Source organism: Azospirillum sp. RU38E (genome assembly GCF_900188385.1).
In the GTDB taxonomy this organism is placed as follows: domain Bacteria; phylum Pseudomonadota; class Alphaproteobacteria; order Azospirillales; family Azospirillaceae; genus Niveispirillum.
Map to the genome: position 1 here is coordinate 48,006 of NZ_FZOI01000023.1, position 15,811 is coordinate 63,816.

Here is a 15,811-nt window from a genome sequence, read left to right on the forward strand (position 1 = left end):
TCCCGTATCAGCGCCGCCTATCGACATGCGGCATTCTGGAAGGCCTTCTCGGCGGCGTCGCGCGTGGCATAGGCCCGCTGACGGGTCATGGAATGCAGACGTTCATCGCCATCAACAACGCAGCTGGCGACGATGAACTCGCTGCGGAAATGGCTCAGGATGAGGATGCAGTAGAGGCCTTCTGCGCTGTCATCTTCGCCCATCCATTCGCCCAGATAATGCTCCTGGAAGCGGCCATCCCAGATGAATTCGGGACGTTCGGCGGTGATGAAACGCTCGACATTGGCCATCAATCCGTCGCTGCCGAACTCGGTCCGGACGTCATCGACAAGGGCGTCGAAACGGTCGATCGAGGCCTGGGGATGCGCTGCAATGAACGGCATGGGAACCTCCTTGGCTGGCGTCCTCCTGATCGAGGACGAGGTTCCCGTCCAGCCGGAGAGGGGCCGGTCAAGGACGCCGCAGGCGCCGCAAAGCGGGGCGCGGGGGAACCAAAATGCGCAGCATTTTGGGGGGACCGCGCATCCTTGACGGGTCCCGCTGCCCGGCTGGTACGATGGGCGGACCGAGATGAAAACCCCCTACCCCGCCTTACGCAGAGACCGGATCAGGGATGCCGGAGGCCTCCAGAAAAGGGAGCGGCATCCGATGGACGCCGCTCCCGCCACGCTATGCCGTCAGAAGCGTCAGCCGCTTCTGGGCGGCCAAGGTCTCCAGGACCAAAGGGTGCAGACGGGCGCGGTCCTGGAGCTGACACACCCTGTCCCATGGCCCGATATTCTCGATGGGATCATCGGCTGATCCGACATACATCGGTGCCTGATTGCGGATGCGGATGGCCCGCTCCAGGTTCTGGATAAGGGCAAAGGCCAGACGGCGTTGACGCCAATAGGCATCGGTTCCACGGATCGGCGCGGCAGTCTCGGTCACCATGATCTCCTCCATCGCTGTCATCCCCGTCATCGAGGACAGCGCCTGGCATCAGCCGGAGCGGGGCCGGTCAAGGAGGCCGCAGGCACCGCGAAGCGGGGCGCGGGGGAGCCAAAATGCCTAGCATTTGGGGGGGGGACCGCGCATCCTTGACAGGTCCCGCTGCCCGGCTGGTACGATGGGCGGACTGAGATGAAGTCCCCTGCTCAACCGACTATCGCCCAGTGGTCCCAGCCTTGGACAAGGGCGCAAACAATCGGCTGTCAGAGCTGTCCAGCGGCACGAACAACCGACCGGGGCTGCCTGCTGGCAATCCCAGTTTGGCGTCGAGTTTTGCCAGATAGGCCTGGGTCTCGGCTGGCAATGGCACACCATAGCGGAGGTGGGATTCATAACGCGCGGGCCCGGCATTATAGGCGGCGAAAAGGCCCGGATAGCCGAAGCGGTGGCGCATTTCGGCAAGGTACGCGCTGCCCGCCATGATGTTGGCGGCAGGGTCCAAGACATCGCTCTGGATGCTATATCGGTCGCGCATCTCCGCCCAAGTGTCCGGCATCAGTTGCATCAGGCCCAGCGCGCCCTTGGCCGATACGGCATTGGCATCGCCGCCGCTTTCCGCTTTGATGACCGCCCTGATCCAGTCCTGCGGCAAGTCGAAACGATGGGCAGCGGCGGTCACCGCGGTATCGTAAGAAGCATGATCCGCAGCCCCGGCAACCGTCGTGGCCAGCAGCGCCAGGGCCAGCCCAACCGCCTTCAGCGCAGCCATAGTGGCACCAGCCGACCGATGACATGCACCGACGACAGCGGACCGAAATAGCGGCCATCCAGGGACTCTGCCGCTGGCATCAGGAACAGGATTTCTCCTGCTGAAAGCACCCGACAGCCCTCCCACCAGGGCAACGGACGGCCTGCCCTGTCGGCCTTTTGACGCACGGCGACCGTATCGCCATTGATGGTGATGACATCACCTTCGGCGCAGACATGATCCCCGCCCATGGCCGCCACCTGCTTGATCAGCGGCACACCGCGCGGCAGATAGCCCCGCCGCGCCGCCATGTCGGCAATGCTCTCCGGCGGTGTTATCAGCGCCATATCGCCAGGACGAAGGCGGGTTTCAGGCAGCACAAGATAGAGCCCGAGGGGGGCCGAGGCGCTGCTGTTCCAGACCAGGATCGGCTCCGGGTGAGCCATCACCGAAAAGCCGAGCGCCGCCAGGGCTACACCTGCAAACCACAGCGCCCGACGACGAGCCGCCCGCGACAAGCGGCGGCGCGATGGGCGACCGGGCGATTTCTGTTGCGACATCGGGGCGCAAGTCATGACGCATCCCCTTTGTCTGAGGTGCTGTCGCGCCGCTCCCCCAATGACCAGGCATCCAGGTCATCAATGTGGTAGCGAACATAGCGTCCGTGCTTGCGAAAGCGCGGGCCACCGCCCGTCAGGCGCATCTTTTCCAGGGTCCGATGCGACAGACCGATATAGAAAGCAGCCTGGGCCGTGTTGAGAAACGGGCTGCCTTTGCGGGCTTTTGCCGCCCGATTGACCTCATCCTCCATCTCACCGCTCCTCGGGTGACAGCGGCGGGGATCGCCGCAGATGGGGCGAGCATGGCGAACGGGGGCGTGGTTGCGGACGCTCGCAAATCCATCCCCTGGATTTCCGATCCCCTTGCCCCTGAACAGGCGAAAAGCCCCGTCCCGGCGGTGCCGGAACGGGGCTGAATTGCCCGGGATCAGCGTTCGCTGGGCTCCCACAGGGCGATGTGGGTGGTGCCATCGTCAGCCGGATGTTCCAGCTTGACGAGGCGGGCACGCAACCATTGCCGGCCGAACTCAGGTGCCCCCAGCTTGAGATTCAGGTAGGTTTCGCCGCTGGATTTGGCGATCTGGGACCAGCCGGCACCGACCTCGTAGCGCTGGCCGTTGCCGGCAAAGACGCGGTGGTCAGGGGCATTGTCGGACAGCTTGGTCACCGGAACAATGGTGAGCGAAGCGGTGATGTTGAGGGTCTTGAGGATGCCCGAGAAGCTGCCGTCGTCGAGCTTGGTGAAGGTGCCGAGGGTGATGGCCATGATCTGTCTCCTACGCTGCGGTCGCGGGACCATCCCCGCGATGTCCCCGGCGTCAGAGACCGCAAAGGTGACCAGCGCCACCCGAGCGAAGCGACGGGCCGCAACGCAGTGGAGGACCCTGGGGTGGAGAAAATTTGTTCCGCGCGGAATGCCGGAACCGGGGTCCCGCCCCATGGGCGGGGTGGTTCCGGCAGGGGAAATTTTCTAGAAATCCCCAGGGTTGGCGCGGGCACCGCGGGCTCTACGCCAACAGGAGGACAGCGGGGATGGGGCTGTGATTGCGGGCGGAAGGGAGGCGGTCAAGGCCAACCGTTGGCAGAGATGCCACCGGCTCTTTCGGCAGAAGCACGAGAAAAGATCGACCCCTTCCCTGTCACCTCCGCCGCAATCGGGACGGAAAGATGCAGATCGGAAGACTCGGCCAGTGCGTGGCAGCAACCGGCCCGGTCAGTGCATCGTCGGCTGCCGTTCATAGACAAACCGGAAGGTATCCTGGACCTTTCGCTCCCAGATATCCTGGATGAAGGCTTCGGGCAGCTTGTCCAGCTCTTCCTCGATGGCGATGCGCACCTGATCGCGCATCGACGGTTTGCGCCACCAGTCCAGGATCGCCGTCTCCCGTTTCAGCCGGGCCAGAAGGTCGCGGGCCACCCGCTTCACCTGCACGATTTCCGCCCGCGACAATGTCGGCCCCGGCTTGACCAGCAGGTCGAACACGGCCAGTTCATCCTCACTCATCTGTTCGCGCGCGGACCGGCGGGCTTCCTCATCCAGTTCGCGCACGAAGTCCAGCAGCCGGTCGAACAGTTCATCCAGCGACACGGTATTGGCGTTGTAATCGGCGATAAGCTGTTCCAGCTTGTCGGCCAGATCGCGGCGGGACGGGTTGGCCGCCGCCATCTCCGCCACCTTGGCGCGCGCGGCGGCGATCAGCGCTTCGGCCTTGCTGCGCCGGTTGCCACCGGAAAGTTTGCCGGCCAGTTTCTCGAAGTCGATGGCTGAAAGATCGAACAGTTCGCCCAGGTCGTCGGTACCGCGCACCGGCACCTCGATATCGATCCCGGCGATGGACCGTTCGATCAGGGCCGCGATCTCCGCGCGCACGCGGGCCAGTTCGGCGGGATCGGGGCGGATGCTGGCCCGGATCGTATCGGCCACGATGCTGACCGCCGCCACGTCGCGGGTGAAGTCTGACGCCGTTTCATCGGGCAGGATCGCCTTATAGAGACGTAGGATCAGGCTGGCCTGCGCCAGGAAGGCCTGACGGCGGTTTTCCGGGTGGATCAGAGCATCGGCCGCCGCCTTCACCCGTGCCAGCCGGTCCAGCTTGCTGGCGGTCCAGATGGCGTCCAGGTCGGCCCCGGCGGCAGATGCCAGCAGGCGGACGACCGACAGCTTGTCGCGCAGCACCGCCACCAAGGCGGCCTTATCCTCAATCGGGCGGTCATCGCCACCGCCGGGTTTGGGCCGGGCATAGAGCGCCAGGGCCTTTTGAAGATTGGCGAACACGCCGACATAATCGACGATCAGCCCGGCTTCCTTGCCCGGCGCGCGGCGGTTGGCGCGCGCGATGGTCTGCATCAGCGTGTGATTGCGCATCGGCTTGTCGATATAAATGGTCGAACAGGTCGGCACATCAAAGCCGGTGATCCACATGGCGCAGACAAACACCAGGCGCAGCGGATGATCCGGTTTCTTGAAATCCGCGTCCAGATCCGCCGCTTGCATCCGGGCGCGATGGGGCCGGATATCCAGCCCGCGCGCGGCCAGTTCCGCCACCTCGTTCTGGCCCTGGCTGACAATCACCGCCATGTCGGTTTCCCGCAACCAGGCCAGATTATCGGCGATGGAGGCCTGCTGGTCAGCCGGTGCCCGGGCCAGCTTTGCCGCCTCCGTCGCGATCAATGCGTGCCAATGTTTGCGGACCAGATCATGCATCTGCACCGCCGTGGCCTTGTCGATGCCCACCACCATGGCCTTGCCGCGATAGCCGCGACCCGCGAAATGGCGCACCAGATCGGCGGCGATCTTGTCTAGCCGGTCGGGGTTGGTGATCAACTGGTACAGCGTACCCAGCGAGCGGCCAAGCTGGCGTTCCTGATCCTCATCCAGGGCGGCATCGTCGATAATGTCCTGCAGCTCCTCCTTGAAGCTGTCATTGACGATATGCACCTCCGGCACCCGCTTTTCATAATAAAGCGGCACCGTCGCCTCATCCTCCACCGACTGCCCGAAATCATAGATGGAGACATAGTCGCCGAACACTTCGCGCGTCGGCTGGTCCCCTTCCATCAAGGGCGTGCCGGTGAAGCCCAGGAAGGCGGCGTTGGGCAGGGCGCGGCGCAGGTTCAGGGCCAGTTGGTCATATTGGCTGCGATGCGCCTCATCGGTGATGACGATGATGTCGGACCGGTCGGACAGGCGCGGATAGACCTCCCCCTTGCCGGCGGTGGAGAATTTCTGAATCAGGGTGAAGATATAGCGTTCATCCCCGCGCAGAAGCTGTTTCAGATGCTCCCGGTCATGGGCCTGCACCGCCTCCAGGTCCTTCTTCACGGCCCCGGCGGCGGCATAGGTGGCGGATATCTGGTCGTCCAGTTCCGTGCGGTCGGTCAGGATGACAAAGGTCCAGTTGCCCGGTAGGGTGCGATGGATTTTTTCCGTGAAGAACAGCATGGACAGGCTTTTGCCGCTGCCCTGCGTATGCCAGAACACGCCCAGCCGCGCGGCCTCACGCGGGTCCGCCTTTCCCGCCTGGGGGGTGCGCAGCGCCATCAGGCGGGCCACGGCCTTGTTGACGCCCAGATATTGGTGGTTCTGGGCGATCTTCTTCACCAGCCCGGCGGGCGTCTCCTCAAACGCCGTGAAATTCTCGATCAGGTCCAGCAGCCGGTCGGGCGTACAGGCCGCACGGATGGCGGTTTCCAGGCCGGGGCGCGGTTCCTCCCCCTCATCCGCCACCCGTTTCCAGGGCTTGAAATGGCCGAATTCGCCATGGCTGGCACCGATCACCGCCTCCATCCCGTTGGATAGCAGGGTGATGCCATTGAAATCGAACAGGCGCGGGATCGTGTCGCGGTAATCGCGCAAATTCTCATCAAACGCCGCGCGCAGGGGCCGTCCCAGCCCCTTCAACTCCGCAAACAACAACGGAATGCCGTTGACGAAGCCGACCAGATCGGCCCGCCGTTCCCACAGGTCACTGGCAAACCAGACCTGTCGGGCCAGCAGGAATTCGTTGGCGGTGGGGCAGCGCCAGTCGATCAGGCGCACCAACTCATCCACCATCTCCCCCTGCGGGCCGCGGGTGCGCACGGGCACGCCGTCGCGCAGCAGGCGCCAGACCTCGCGGTTGGCGGCCACCGGGTCCATGGCGGACCGGTCACGCGTCAGTTCCGCCGCCGCCAGCTCCCACGCCGCCGGGTCCAGCCCCGGATTCAACCGTGCAAGGGCCGCCATCAACGGCTTGGGCAGCACCACATCCCGCCGCCCCCGGCGGCCCATCGTCCCGTCGGGGCCGAACCGTTCCTCGAACAGATTGGCCGTCTGCCAGCCCAGGCCGGTGAACAGGTCCAGCGCCGCATCCTCGACCAGATCACCCTCCCCCAACCCGGCATGAAGCCGGTCGGGCTGCACGTAATCCATGGCTGGCAACCGGGGCGGCGGCGTCATTCGGCGGCGATCTCCACCGGTAACGGCGCGCGCGAAACGTCGATCTCCCCGGAGATCAGCTTGGGCAGCAGCAGGTCGCGGGCGGCGCGGAGGCGTTGGTTCGCCTCAAGCAAGGTCTCCGCGAGATCGTCCAGATCAGCGGCGGCTTCCACATACCGTTTCTGTGCCTTCATGGGAGGCACTTGAATCTGCACACCCCGCAAAATCGAGGTGTTCAAGTTGGGCATCGTAGCGCCAACTGCTTTCCCCGCAATCTCTGCGATGACCTCCGGAAGACCAAGATAGGCGAATAGATACCTCGGCGCGATAACATCGCCGTGAACCGATATTCGCAAACATCCTGTACCGCATAAATAGCCAACCTGACGGCGGCGGATCAGGGCTCTGCGTCCGATGTCACCACGCCGACCATAGACAATATCACCTTCAAGCAACTGATGATGGTTCAGCCGTTTGGTGGTGTCCTCATCGATACGCGCTATCGACATTGTCGACACCCGACCACCGATGATGTCCTTTGGCATAACAACCGGGATGCCTTCTTGGGTGTAGTCGGATTCATGCAACTGGCTGCCAAAGGGTCCGGTTTTGACCAGACCGCCGACCCTGTCGGCAATTTCACCCAGCGTCATCGTTTCAGAACTCGGCGCGGATTCTGATTGGATTTCCTCAAACAACCGCCGCGCCATCTCCTCCAAAATCGCAATCCGTCGCGTGTTGTTTTCGATCAGGTCGTCGTAGGCGGAGAGGATCGAGACGATGCGTCTTTGGGTGGATGGCGGTGGCTGAGGCAACTCAATCCGCTCGATGATGTCCTGATTAAGCGTGGGCATCGTAGCGCCATGCGACGCCTGCCCCATAATCCACGATTTATGATGGTCCAAAAGCAAACAGTAAGAGGCGAATCTGGGAATGATACGGCCAGGGTTTAGACGCAGCCGAAGGCAGTCCGAGCCTTGAATCCAGCCATTCTGGTTTGGTCCGATCAAGACATGGCGTTCGACAGCCCCTTTACGACCGAAAACGATATCATTGGATCGAAGCCGATGACTGTTCAGTCTATTTGCCGTGGTATCATCAATAAACTCCAGTTTTTCATCTCGAATAGTGCCGAAGCCAATGTTTCGGACGTTAATAACGGGGACGCCATGCTCGACATACTCTGCCGCCTTCAACTGCGTGCCAAATGGGCCAGTCTTAATTGCTGCCTCGTCAGCCTGAACCAGTTCACGGACAAATACAGTTGGCCAAGTTGACATCATGCCCCCAACAACTCAGCCACGTTCGCCGCGATCTTCGCCTGCAGCCCCGCCGCCTCGGTATTCAGAACCTCCAGTTCCTCCTGCAACGCTTCCAGCCGTTCCTTGAAATCCACCTCTTCCTTGGCCCCGGCGGCGACGCCGACATAGCGGCCGGGGTTCAGGCTCCAGCCCTGGGCGGCGATCTCCGCCCGGCTGGCCAGTTTGCACAGGCCCGGCACGTCACGATACCGGCCATCGGGGAAATGGTCCCGCAGGGCAGCCGCACTGCCGCGCAGGGCCTCGCACAGCTCACCGCGCCACAGGCGGGCGATATTGGCCAGGAATTCCACCTGCCAGCCCTCAAAATCCCGGTGTGCCCGGTCGATCTGGCGATAGGTGTGGCGGGCATCGATGAACAGGACCTGATCCTCCCGGTCGGTCCCCACCTTGCCCTTGTCAAAGAACCAGAGCGTCACCGGCAGGGTGACGGTGTAGAAGAAATTGGTGCCAACGGCGACCATCACATCCACCGCCCCGCTTTCCACCAGCCGCTGGCGGATTTCCGCCTCCCGCCCCCGCGCGTCGGACGCGCTGTTGGCCATGACAAAGCCGGCGCGGCCCCTGTCATTCAGGGCGGAATAGAACAGTTGGATCCACAGGTAATTGGCATTGTCCGTGGTCGGCACGCCAAAGGGGAACCGCGCCGCGCCACCCAGAAGCCGTTCACGGTCCAGCCCCGACACGTTGAAGGGCGGATTGGCCATGACGAAATCAAACCGGCCGGTCAACCGGTGCGGGTCGGCATACATGCTGTTGGCTTCCGCCAACTCCCCCGTCAGCCCATGCACGGCCAGGTTCATGCGGGCCAGGCGCAGCGTGTCGCGGTACAGCTCCACGCCATAGATCGACAGTTCCTTCTGCGGCGAGCGTTCATGCGCCTTCACGAAATCCGCCGAATGCACGAACATGCCGCCCGACCCGCAGGCCGGGTCCAGGATACGACCATGATAGGGCTCGATGATCTCCACGATCAGCTTGACGATGCTGGACGGCGTGTAGAATTCCCCGCCCTTCTGCATCGTCTCCATGGCGAAGGCGCCCATGAAATATTCATAGACCTGACCAAAGGCGTCACCGGCAATATCCAGCGGGTGCAGCAGCTTCAGCAGTTCGCGCAGCGTTTCCTTCGGCAGGCCCTGATAGGTTTTGGGCAGCACATCGGCCAGATAGCTGTTGTCGCGTTCGATGGCCGTCATGGCCTCATTCAGCGCCTTGCCCAGATTATCCGCCTCCGGCAGGGCGATCAGCCGGGAATAGCGCGCATCCTCCGGCAGATAGATCACGCCCCGGCTGATGAAATCCGCCGGCCCGATGCTGCGCCGCGACCCGGCGGCGGGCTTCAGGGTCCGCGCCATCTCGTTGAAGCGGGATTCGGCATAACGCAGGAACAGCAAGCCCAGCACCGGATAGGCATAATCCGACGGCTTCAACCCCGCATCGGCCCGCAGCTTGTCAGCGGCTTTCCACAGGGTCTGGTCAATCTCACGCAAATCGGCGGGCACGGGCAAAGGCTCCTGTCTGACGGACGGCGGACTATGGCGCGCAACCGGTTGGGCGTGCAAGGGGGGTGGTGATAGTGGTGAAGCACGCTTTCCGGCGGGACTATGAGTTTACCGCGTCTATGTCGATCTTCCGCAGGACCCGCTTGGCTTGCCCTTCGCCCAGTACGATCTGCCATTTGCGGAAGCCGACGGCGCATCCCTGCGCGCAAGGCTGTAATCCCGATGCCACCGGCACGTTTATTTGGCGACCAAATACGCCCGACTGCTTGAGAAGCACGGCCACGGCAAGGTAGTCCACGCGACGGATAACAGCTCCGAGAGGCGCTCTTCCTGAATCAGCATTGAAAGTGCTGGTAACGTCTACCTCAATTCGGACACCAGGAATTATGAGGCCTTGCCAGTCATCGTTTGAGGTATAAGTGAAACCTTGAAACTTAGTTTCGCCGTCCAAGTAAATTGCTGTACGTGGGTTGCCGGGCACCGCAAGGATGAATTCCTCATGTTGATCACGCGGCATGACCAGGCACAGCCCGTTTACGTCGTCCAGACTTCCAGAGAAAAACTCCGCCCCTTCCAGCATCGTCATGTCAACGCACTCCCCTTTGCAGCGGATCAATGAACATGGCCCAGTACAGTTCCGCCGCCCCCTCCTGGCTCAGCTTCTGGTCGGCGGTTCCCCGCATGCTCATACCCAAGGACTTCAGGAACAATGACTGGTCGTCATGTTCCACCGTCAGGCTCTCGTTGAACGAATTGCCGGCCCCGGAATCATTGTTCGCATAGGCGATGCCACCACCGAAGCCGCGCGTCCCCATGAAGATGGAACAGCGCGCAACGGCGCGCCCGTCACGATAGATGACCGACGTGAACTGGTTGGCATCAATCCTTCGGAAATTGCCGTCAATACCCGGATTACGGGCGGATAATTCGTTGAGCGAGTTCTCAAAATAGCGGGCGATATAGTCAAACGTCTCGACACGGAAGGCGTCCTTATCCCGCTCCGTGAATTGCTTCGTCACCCGCAGATTACTGGAGCGCGGGGCATGGTTCGGCATAATTGACAGGGGCGGTGGCACGGGGGGCACGGCGGGGCGCACCGTCGGTTGCTTCGGCCTCAGCATTTCCGCCGCCCCGCGAATGGCACGCGCCACCTCCAGAAAGGCTTGATCGCGATCTGGCCATTGCGTGATGGGCTTGCCATCCGTGGGCGTGGCCAACAGCTTTCCAAACGGGGCGTGGTGCCAATCGCAGGCACGCAGGATCACCGGGATAACAACCGCCATCCCCGCCGCGTGTCGCTCCATGGCGCGGGTCATCTCCCGGTCATAGCAATAATCAGAGGCCAGAAAATCCGGGCTGACCAGCAGCAGGATGATGTCGGCTGTCTCCAGATTGTCGCTGATGGCGTGGTCAATCTCCTGTCCGGCCATGATGCGCCGATCATGCCAGACAGAAATCACCCCCTGGCGCTTCAGCATGGAAAGCTGCTTTTCCAACTGGTCGCGTAGCGCCTCGTCAGCATGGGAATATGAGAAGAAGACCGAGACCAAGGGGCGCTCTCCAAACCGTTTGCGTTATTGTGGTTTACACACCGGGCAATGCAGCCAAGAATGGTAATATGCCATAGGCTGCTGTCACAAGGGTGATCGAGTGTGATGTGCAATCAATTGCACTGACCAGCCCTACACAGCACCCGGACCGGAAAGACGGCGGATCAGGTCATCGGTGGTGCGGGCCAGATCGGCGTACCGTGTCTCCAGGTCGGCGACCTCTGCCATTCGTTCGGTAAGCGGACGGCGATGCACCTGTTCTGCCTGCTCACGCAGGTAGGTCTCGGGACGCAGGTCATAGCGCTCATCCCGCAATCGGCGATCATCGACAAGGGTGACCTTGATCTGGTTAGACGCAGGCCGTCCTGTCTTCACCGTTTCGGCGATGGCCGCACGATCACCATCGTCCAGCACATGACGGCGCCGTTCCTTGCGGCCAAGATGCGTGGCATCAACGAAGACGGTCTTCTGATCCGCATTGGCCGCGCGCCCGCGAAGCAGGATGACCGCAGGTGCCAGTTTCGTCGCCGGTGCCAGCACGCCCTTCGGCAGCATAACCACGCCCGCCACCTGGTGCCGCGACGCCAGTTCGCGGCGGACCTTTCCGTCATCCTCCCGATACAGAAAGCCCGGTGGGATCAGCAGGGCAGCGCGTCCATGAGGCGTGAGCCGGTCTGCCGCATAGGCAACAAAGGCCGACTCAGCGCTCAGTCTGGACAAATCCCTGAAGGCATCCTGCAAGTTCAAGGCGTCGAGTTCCGCCTTGGACATGTTCATGCCAAAAGGGGGCGAGGACAGGATAAGGTCGAACTTCTCGCCGCTGCCCGGCTGCCGGGCACCAGAAATCACCGTCGGATCAAACGCGCCCAGAAGGGAAAGTCGTAGGGTGGCGACAGCGGCCAAATCAGCGTTGATTTCAACCCCAACCAGATGAGGGCGACTGTGATCGTCACCCTTCTGCGTTCGAGAAAATGCTGAGGCCAAGAATGCGCCGGTGCCGCAGGCCGGATCAAGGATGGTTACTGCCGAAGGCTCCCAGACAAGATCAACAATTGTATGAACCACATTCGTCGGCGTGTGCAGGGGACCAAGGTCGGCAGCGTCGTCACTTGCCATCGCGACGGCTTTGTCGATCCATTGTGCAAACAGGCCCTGCGCCTGCGGTGTCGTTCCGACACAAAGCGAACCAAGGTGATCAACCCAGGCCCTCAGCGTCATCCTTCCCGTAGCCAAGATGAGCGATACCAGACGGACCGCATAGTCAGTTGGCACCAGCTGGTTCAGCGGACGGAGAATGGCTTCATGAATCTGACGCGATGAGTCGTCTGCCTGCTCACGCACCATCTGCTGCAGCTTGTACCAGTCGGAGGGATCGTAGCGTTCACATTGCGCACGCGCCGCAATAAGGCTGAGGGCCGCCAAGGCCCCCATGCCACGCGTCGATTGTCCGCTCTGCTGCGCAACCTTCGTCATGAAGGCAAGAGCGGCATCAAGCTCACGTATGGTGGACAGATCATTCATTCTGCGGGCTCCAGCGTGCGATCAATCACGTCCATTGCAGCGGCGCGGCGCGCCTCAATAAGGGCAAGGCCTACCCGATATTGCTCTTCAGCAGCAGCAAACAGAGAGGCCAGCTGGTCTTGGTGTTCCTGCGGGGGTCGGTAAAACTTGATGTTTTCCAGGGACTTCAGATGGAGCCCGGGCATCACAGACTCAACCGTGTCGGCAAGCAGGAGCTGCTGCACCCGTGAAGACCGGAACAGCGCCAGAAGTGTTTCCGGTCGAACCGAACTGCCAGGCCGAACTATCGCGATGTTCACCGACGCATAAGCGCCGACATGCTCTTCGGCTACCAGCGCCGTTTTAAGCAACGTCCCACGAACCGAAACAAGCACATCGCCCTTTTGCAGCCGATAATGCTCTTGTTCCGCAGGCTGCACCAACTGCAAGCTGGCCGGCTTGGCCAGCCCCCCGTCGACCATGTCCTTGATATTGATCAGCGGAACATCCGCAGCCTTGGTTCCCTTCGATAGGCGCCCCAGATTCACACCCAAAAACACCTTAGCAATGTCGCTCACGGTCAAGATTGTCATTTCGCACCCCCTGCTTGACTTAAGAATACTATATCTTAATATTTTCGTCTAGGGCGGCTTCACCCCCTTGCGCGAGCTCGTTGTCATGCACATCTGTGACGGCGTCGGCAACGTGAAACAAGGGAACGAACACCGGCCTTACATCACAGGGCTCATTGACTTAGGAAGATTAGGCGCAAAAGGGAGAAGAGAATGTAGTGACATCAGCCAGGGCGCCCATGAGCGCAGAAAAATGCCCCGCAGCGATCGCAGCGGGGCTGAAGGGTGCCACCAGTTTCCCAATGGCCAACAATATGCACCACGGAAGCTGGGGTCCCAACGGACTTAAGTCAACCCAATTGAGGAGATAACCATGCGCAAAATCATGGAAATCCTGCTCCAGCTCCTGGTCGAGTTAGTGATCAGACTTCTGGAGTGGGTTTTGTCGCAAGGCTGGTTCTGAGCCAGCCAGGGGCGCGGCAAGCCAGGGTGCGCTCTGCGTGTCCTGGCTTGCCGCGGTGACCTGTGATGCTGCTGAAGCGATTGCATGCCTCATCCCCCCTCCCCAAAGCGCCACACAGGCACGCCCATCTTACGGGCCTTGTCGGCGAGGTTCTGGGTGATGCCGGAACCTGGAAAGGCGATGAGGCCGATGGGCAGGGTTTCCAGCATCTGGTCGTTGCGGCGGAAGGGTGCCGCCTTTTTGTGGCGGGTCCAGTCGGGCTTGTAGACGATCTGCGGAACGCGGCGGTTCTCCGCCCAGCAGGCGGCGATGCGCTCGGCTCCCTTGGGGCTGCCGCCATGCAGCAGCACCATGTCGGGATGTTTGGCATGGACCTTGTCAAGCGCCGCCCAGATACGGTCGACATCATTGCACTCGACCCCGCCGGTGAAGGCCACCTTTGGGCCGGGGGGCAGCAGCAGGTTGGTGTCGGCATGGCGGCGGGCGGCGATATGGTCGCGGCTGTCGATGATCGCCGCCGTCAAAGTACGGTGGTTCAGCTGTGAGCCCTGACGTGGGCGCCAGGTTGAGCCGGTCAGTGCCTCGTACATTTCGGCGGCAGCCTCGCGGAAGAACTCGAAGGCGTTGCGGCGTTCGATCAGGCCCAACCCCTCGGCGGTCAGGCGTTCCAGCTCGACGGAACGGATTTCTGAGCCGTCCTGTTCGGTTTGGCTGCGCTGCTGGGCTTGTTCGTTGGCGTCGAGGTCACGCTCCAGGCTGCCGATGCGGCGGTGGAAGATATTGACGCAGGCCCAAAGCAGGTCGTCCAGGTCATCCTCCAGCCGGGTGCCGGTCAGCAACCCGGCGAGCGTCTCCAGGCAGGCTCCGATCTCAGCCCTGGCCTGATCGGCCTCGGGCAAAGGGCGCGGGTCGGGTTCGTCCTGGAACGGGCGATAGCCGTAGAGCTGTAATTCCTCCAGCAGATGGGCAGAAGGGGCGGCCTCCGTAAGGCCGTCGGTGGCGGGGAACGGGGATGTCGTGCGGCTGGTCAGCATGGCGGTCACCGGATTTGTGGGCCGCGCCGGTCGCGGCCTTCCTGGGGAGCGCCAGCCAGGGTTAAGCCCGGCCCCGCACCCCTTGCGGGCCGCAGCGCCAGCGGAGGACGGCCTCTGGCCGTTGCGGGGGCGGGCGACCCTGGCAGATCCCCAACCTGGAAGGCCGCCTTCTTGCGGCCCGCCCTTCACGGGTGACATGACGATGCTGTCCGCTGGACAGGCCCAATCCGGCTTCCGACGCTGCGGATGCCAGAGCCCTATCGGCACGGCAGGAAGGTGGCTGCATCACCCGCTGCCAGTTGCGGGACGATCCATTCCCGCAACGCCATCAGCCCATAGACCATCAGGTCGCTGTTCAGATCATCCCGCCGAGGCCGCAGCGGCAAGACCGCGAGTGCTGCGGCGTGACCGCGCGACGACAACCGGGCAAAAGCCCATTCCCCCGCCGGATCGGCATCACAGACGATATAGAGCCGACGCAGCAGCGCTGGAAAAGTCCAGGCGGCGAGGTGTGCTGCGGAGAGGGCTGCGACCACTGGCAGCAATGGCAAGGCCTGGCGCAACGACAGCATCGTCTCCAGCCCCTCCCCCGCCGCCATGACAGGGCCAACGGGGCCAAAGCGCACGGCATTGCCCAGCAGATGACCCATCGCTCGGCGGGGATCATCCAGCGCGGCCTTGTCCCCGTCGGGGCTGAGCCAGGTCCGGTGCAGCCCCGAGACGTGACCGCCATCGTCGGTGACGGCGGCAATCAGAGCGGGCAGGCTGATGGTGCCGGACGGTTCCCAACGATGGCAGCGCGGATGAAAGCGCAGCGCCGGTTCAGGGTAGGACAGGACAATGCCGCGCTTGGCCAGATAGCGTTCCGCCAAAGTGCCCGGCAAAGGCTTGCTGGCAGCAAACAGACGCCGACAGGCTTCGGGTGAACCTTTGGGTGCCATCGCAGTGGTGACGGTTCCGGTGACCGGCAGCGGCAGATGCAGAACCGCCCGTGCCTCCGATATGGCGTCGCGGATGGACAGGCCCCGGTTCAGGGCGATGAGGTCCAACAGGTCGCCATGCTGCCCCGTGGCGGCATCGGTCCAGGACCCGGCGCGGGGGCCTGTCAGGCGGACATAAAGTGTAAAAGCATGGATTTGATCTGACAGTCACGCTCACCGATGCGGGTGTCCGGTGATGTTGAGCTGTCCGACGTTCACGCGGCAGCGATCTG

General features: G+C 62.5%; 15 protein-coding genes. All 15 read right to left on the reverse strand.

Annotated elements, in window-relative coordinates; translation table 11 throughout:
- Positions 1 to 17: 17 nt before the first annotated feature.
- Entirely contained in the window at positions 18 to 383 is a 366-nt protein-coding gene (locus CHB97_RS23200; protein ID WP_089290447.1) for a hypothetical protein, read from the reverse strand.
- A 286-nt stretch (positions 384 to 669) separates the two neighbouring features.
- The gene (locus tag CHB97_RS23205) at positions 670 to 963 is read right to left on the reverse strand and encodes a hypothetical protein (RefSeq protein WP_143271156.1); all 294 of its coding nucleotides are present in this window, start codon (positions 961 to 963) and stop codon (positions 670 to 672) included.
- A 181-nt stretch (positions 964 to 1,144) separates the two neighbouring features.
- On the reverse strand, positions 1,145 to 1,699 hold the full coding sequence (locus CHB97_RS23210; RefSeq protein ID WP_089290449.1) for a lytic transglycosylase domain-containing protein: 555 nt from the start codon (positions 1,697 to 1,699) through the stop codon (positions 1,145 to 1,147).
- Complete coding sequence (locus CHB97_RS23215) at positions 1,687 to 2,253, reverse strand: S26 family signal peptidase (protein ID WP_244559681.1); 567 nt, start codon at positions 2,251 to 2,253, stop codon at positions 1,687 to 1,689. The genes CHB97_RS23210 and CHB97_RS23215 overlap by 13 nt, the downstream gene beginning before the upstream one ends.
- The gene (locus CHB97_RS23220; RefSeq protein ID WP_089290451.1) at positions 2,250 to 2,489 is read right to left on the reverse strand and encodes an AlpA family transcriptional regulator; all 240 of its coding nucleotides are present in this window, start codon (positions 2,487 to 2,489) and stop codon (positions 2,250 to 2,252) included. Before CHB97_RS23220 ends, CHB97_RS23215 begins: the two co-directional genes overlap by 4 nt.
- 176 nt (positions 2,490 to 2,665) lie before the next feature.
- Complete coding sequence (locus tag CHB97_RS23225) at positions 2,666 to 3,004, reverse strand: DUF736 domain-containing protein (RefSeq protein ID WP_089290452.1); 339 nt, start codon at positions 3,002 to 3,004, stop codon at positions 2,666 to 2,668.
- A gap of 447 nt (positions 3,005 to 3,451) precedes the next feature.
- On the reverse strand, positions 3,452 to 6,676 hold the full coding sequence (locus CHB97_RS23230; protein WP_200820090.1) for a type I restriction endonuclease subunit R: 3,225 nt from the start codon (positions 6,674 to 6,676) through the stop codon (positions 3,452 to 3,454).
- Positions 6,673 to 7,938, reverse strand: a complete 1,266-nt coding sequence (locus tag CHB97_RS23235; RefSeq protein ID WP_089290453.1) for a restriction endonuclease subunit S — start codon at positions 7,936 to 7,938, stop codon at positions 6,673 to 6,675. The genes CHB97_RS23230 and CHB97_RS23235 overlap by 4 nt, the downstream gene beginning before the upstream one ends.
- Positions 7,935 to 9,479: a class I SAM-dependent DNA methyltransferase gene (locus CHB97_RS23240; RefSeq protein WP_089290454.1), complete on the reverse strand. Its 1,545-nt coding sequence runs from the start codon at positions 9,477 to 9,479 to the stop codon at positions 7,935 to 7,937. The genes CHB97_RS23235 and CHB97_RS23240 overlap by 4 nt, the downstream gene beginning before the upstream one ends.
- A 100-nt stretch (positions 9,480 to 9,579) precedes the next feature.
- The gene (locus CHB97_RS23245; RefSeq protein ID WP_089290455.1) at positions 9,580 to 10,065 is read right to left on the reverse strand and encodes a hypothetical protein; all 486 of its coding nucleotides are present in this window, start codon (positions 10,063 to 10,065) and stop codon (positions 9,580 to 9,582) included.
- A gap of 1 nt (position 10,066) precedes the next feature.
- Positions 10,067 to 11,029 (reverse strand): toll/interleukin-1 receptor domain-containing protein, encoded by a 963-nt coding sequence (locus CHB97_RS23250; protein WP_089290456.1) that lies wholly within the window; start codon positions 11,027 to 11,029, stop codon positions 10,067 to 10,069.
- Positions 11,030 to 11,161: 132 nt separating this feature from the next.
- Entirely contained in the window at positions 11,162 to 12,550 is a 1,389-nt protein-coding gene (locus CHB97_RS23255; RefSeq protein WP_089290457.1) for a class I SAM-dependent DNA methyltransferase, read from the reverse strand.
- Positions 12,547 to 13,122: a restriction endonuclease subunit S gene (locus CHB97_RS23260; RefSeq protein WP_089290458.1), complete on the reverse strand. Its 576-nt coding sequence runs from the start codon at positions 13,120 to 13,122 to the stop codon at positions 12,547 to 12,549. Before CHB97_RS23260 ends, CHB97_RS23255 begins: the two co-directional genes overlap by 4 nt.
- A gap of 531 nt (positions 13,123 to 13,653) precedes the next feature.
- Complete coding sequence (locus CHB97_RS23265; protein WP_089290462.1) at positions 13,654 to 14,598, reverse strand: DUF2493 domain-containing protein; 945 nt, start codon at positions 14,596 to 14,598, stop codon at positions 13,654 to 13,656.
- Between the two features lie 257 nt (positions 14,599 to 14,855).
- Positions 14,856 to 15,647 carry a toprim domain-containing protein gene (locus tag CHB97_RS23270; RefSeq protein ID WP_089290459.1) on the reverse strand — a complete coding sequence of 264 codons (792 nt, stop codon included), beginning with the start codon at positions 15,645 to 15,647 and terminating at the stop codon, positions 14,856 to 14,858.
- Positions 15,648 to 15,811: the final 164 nt, after the last annotated feature.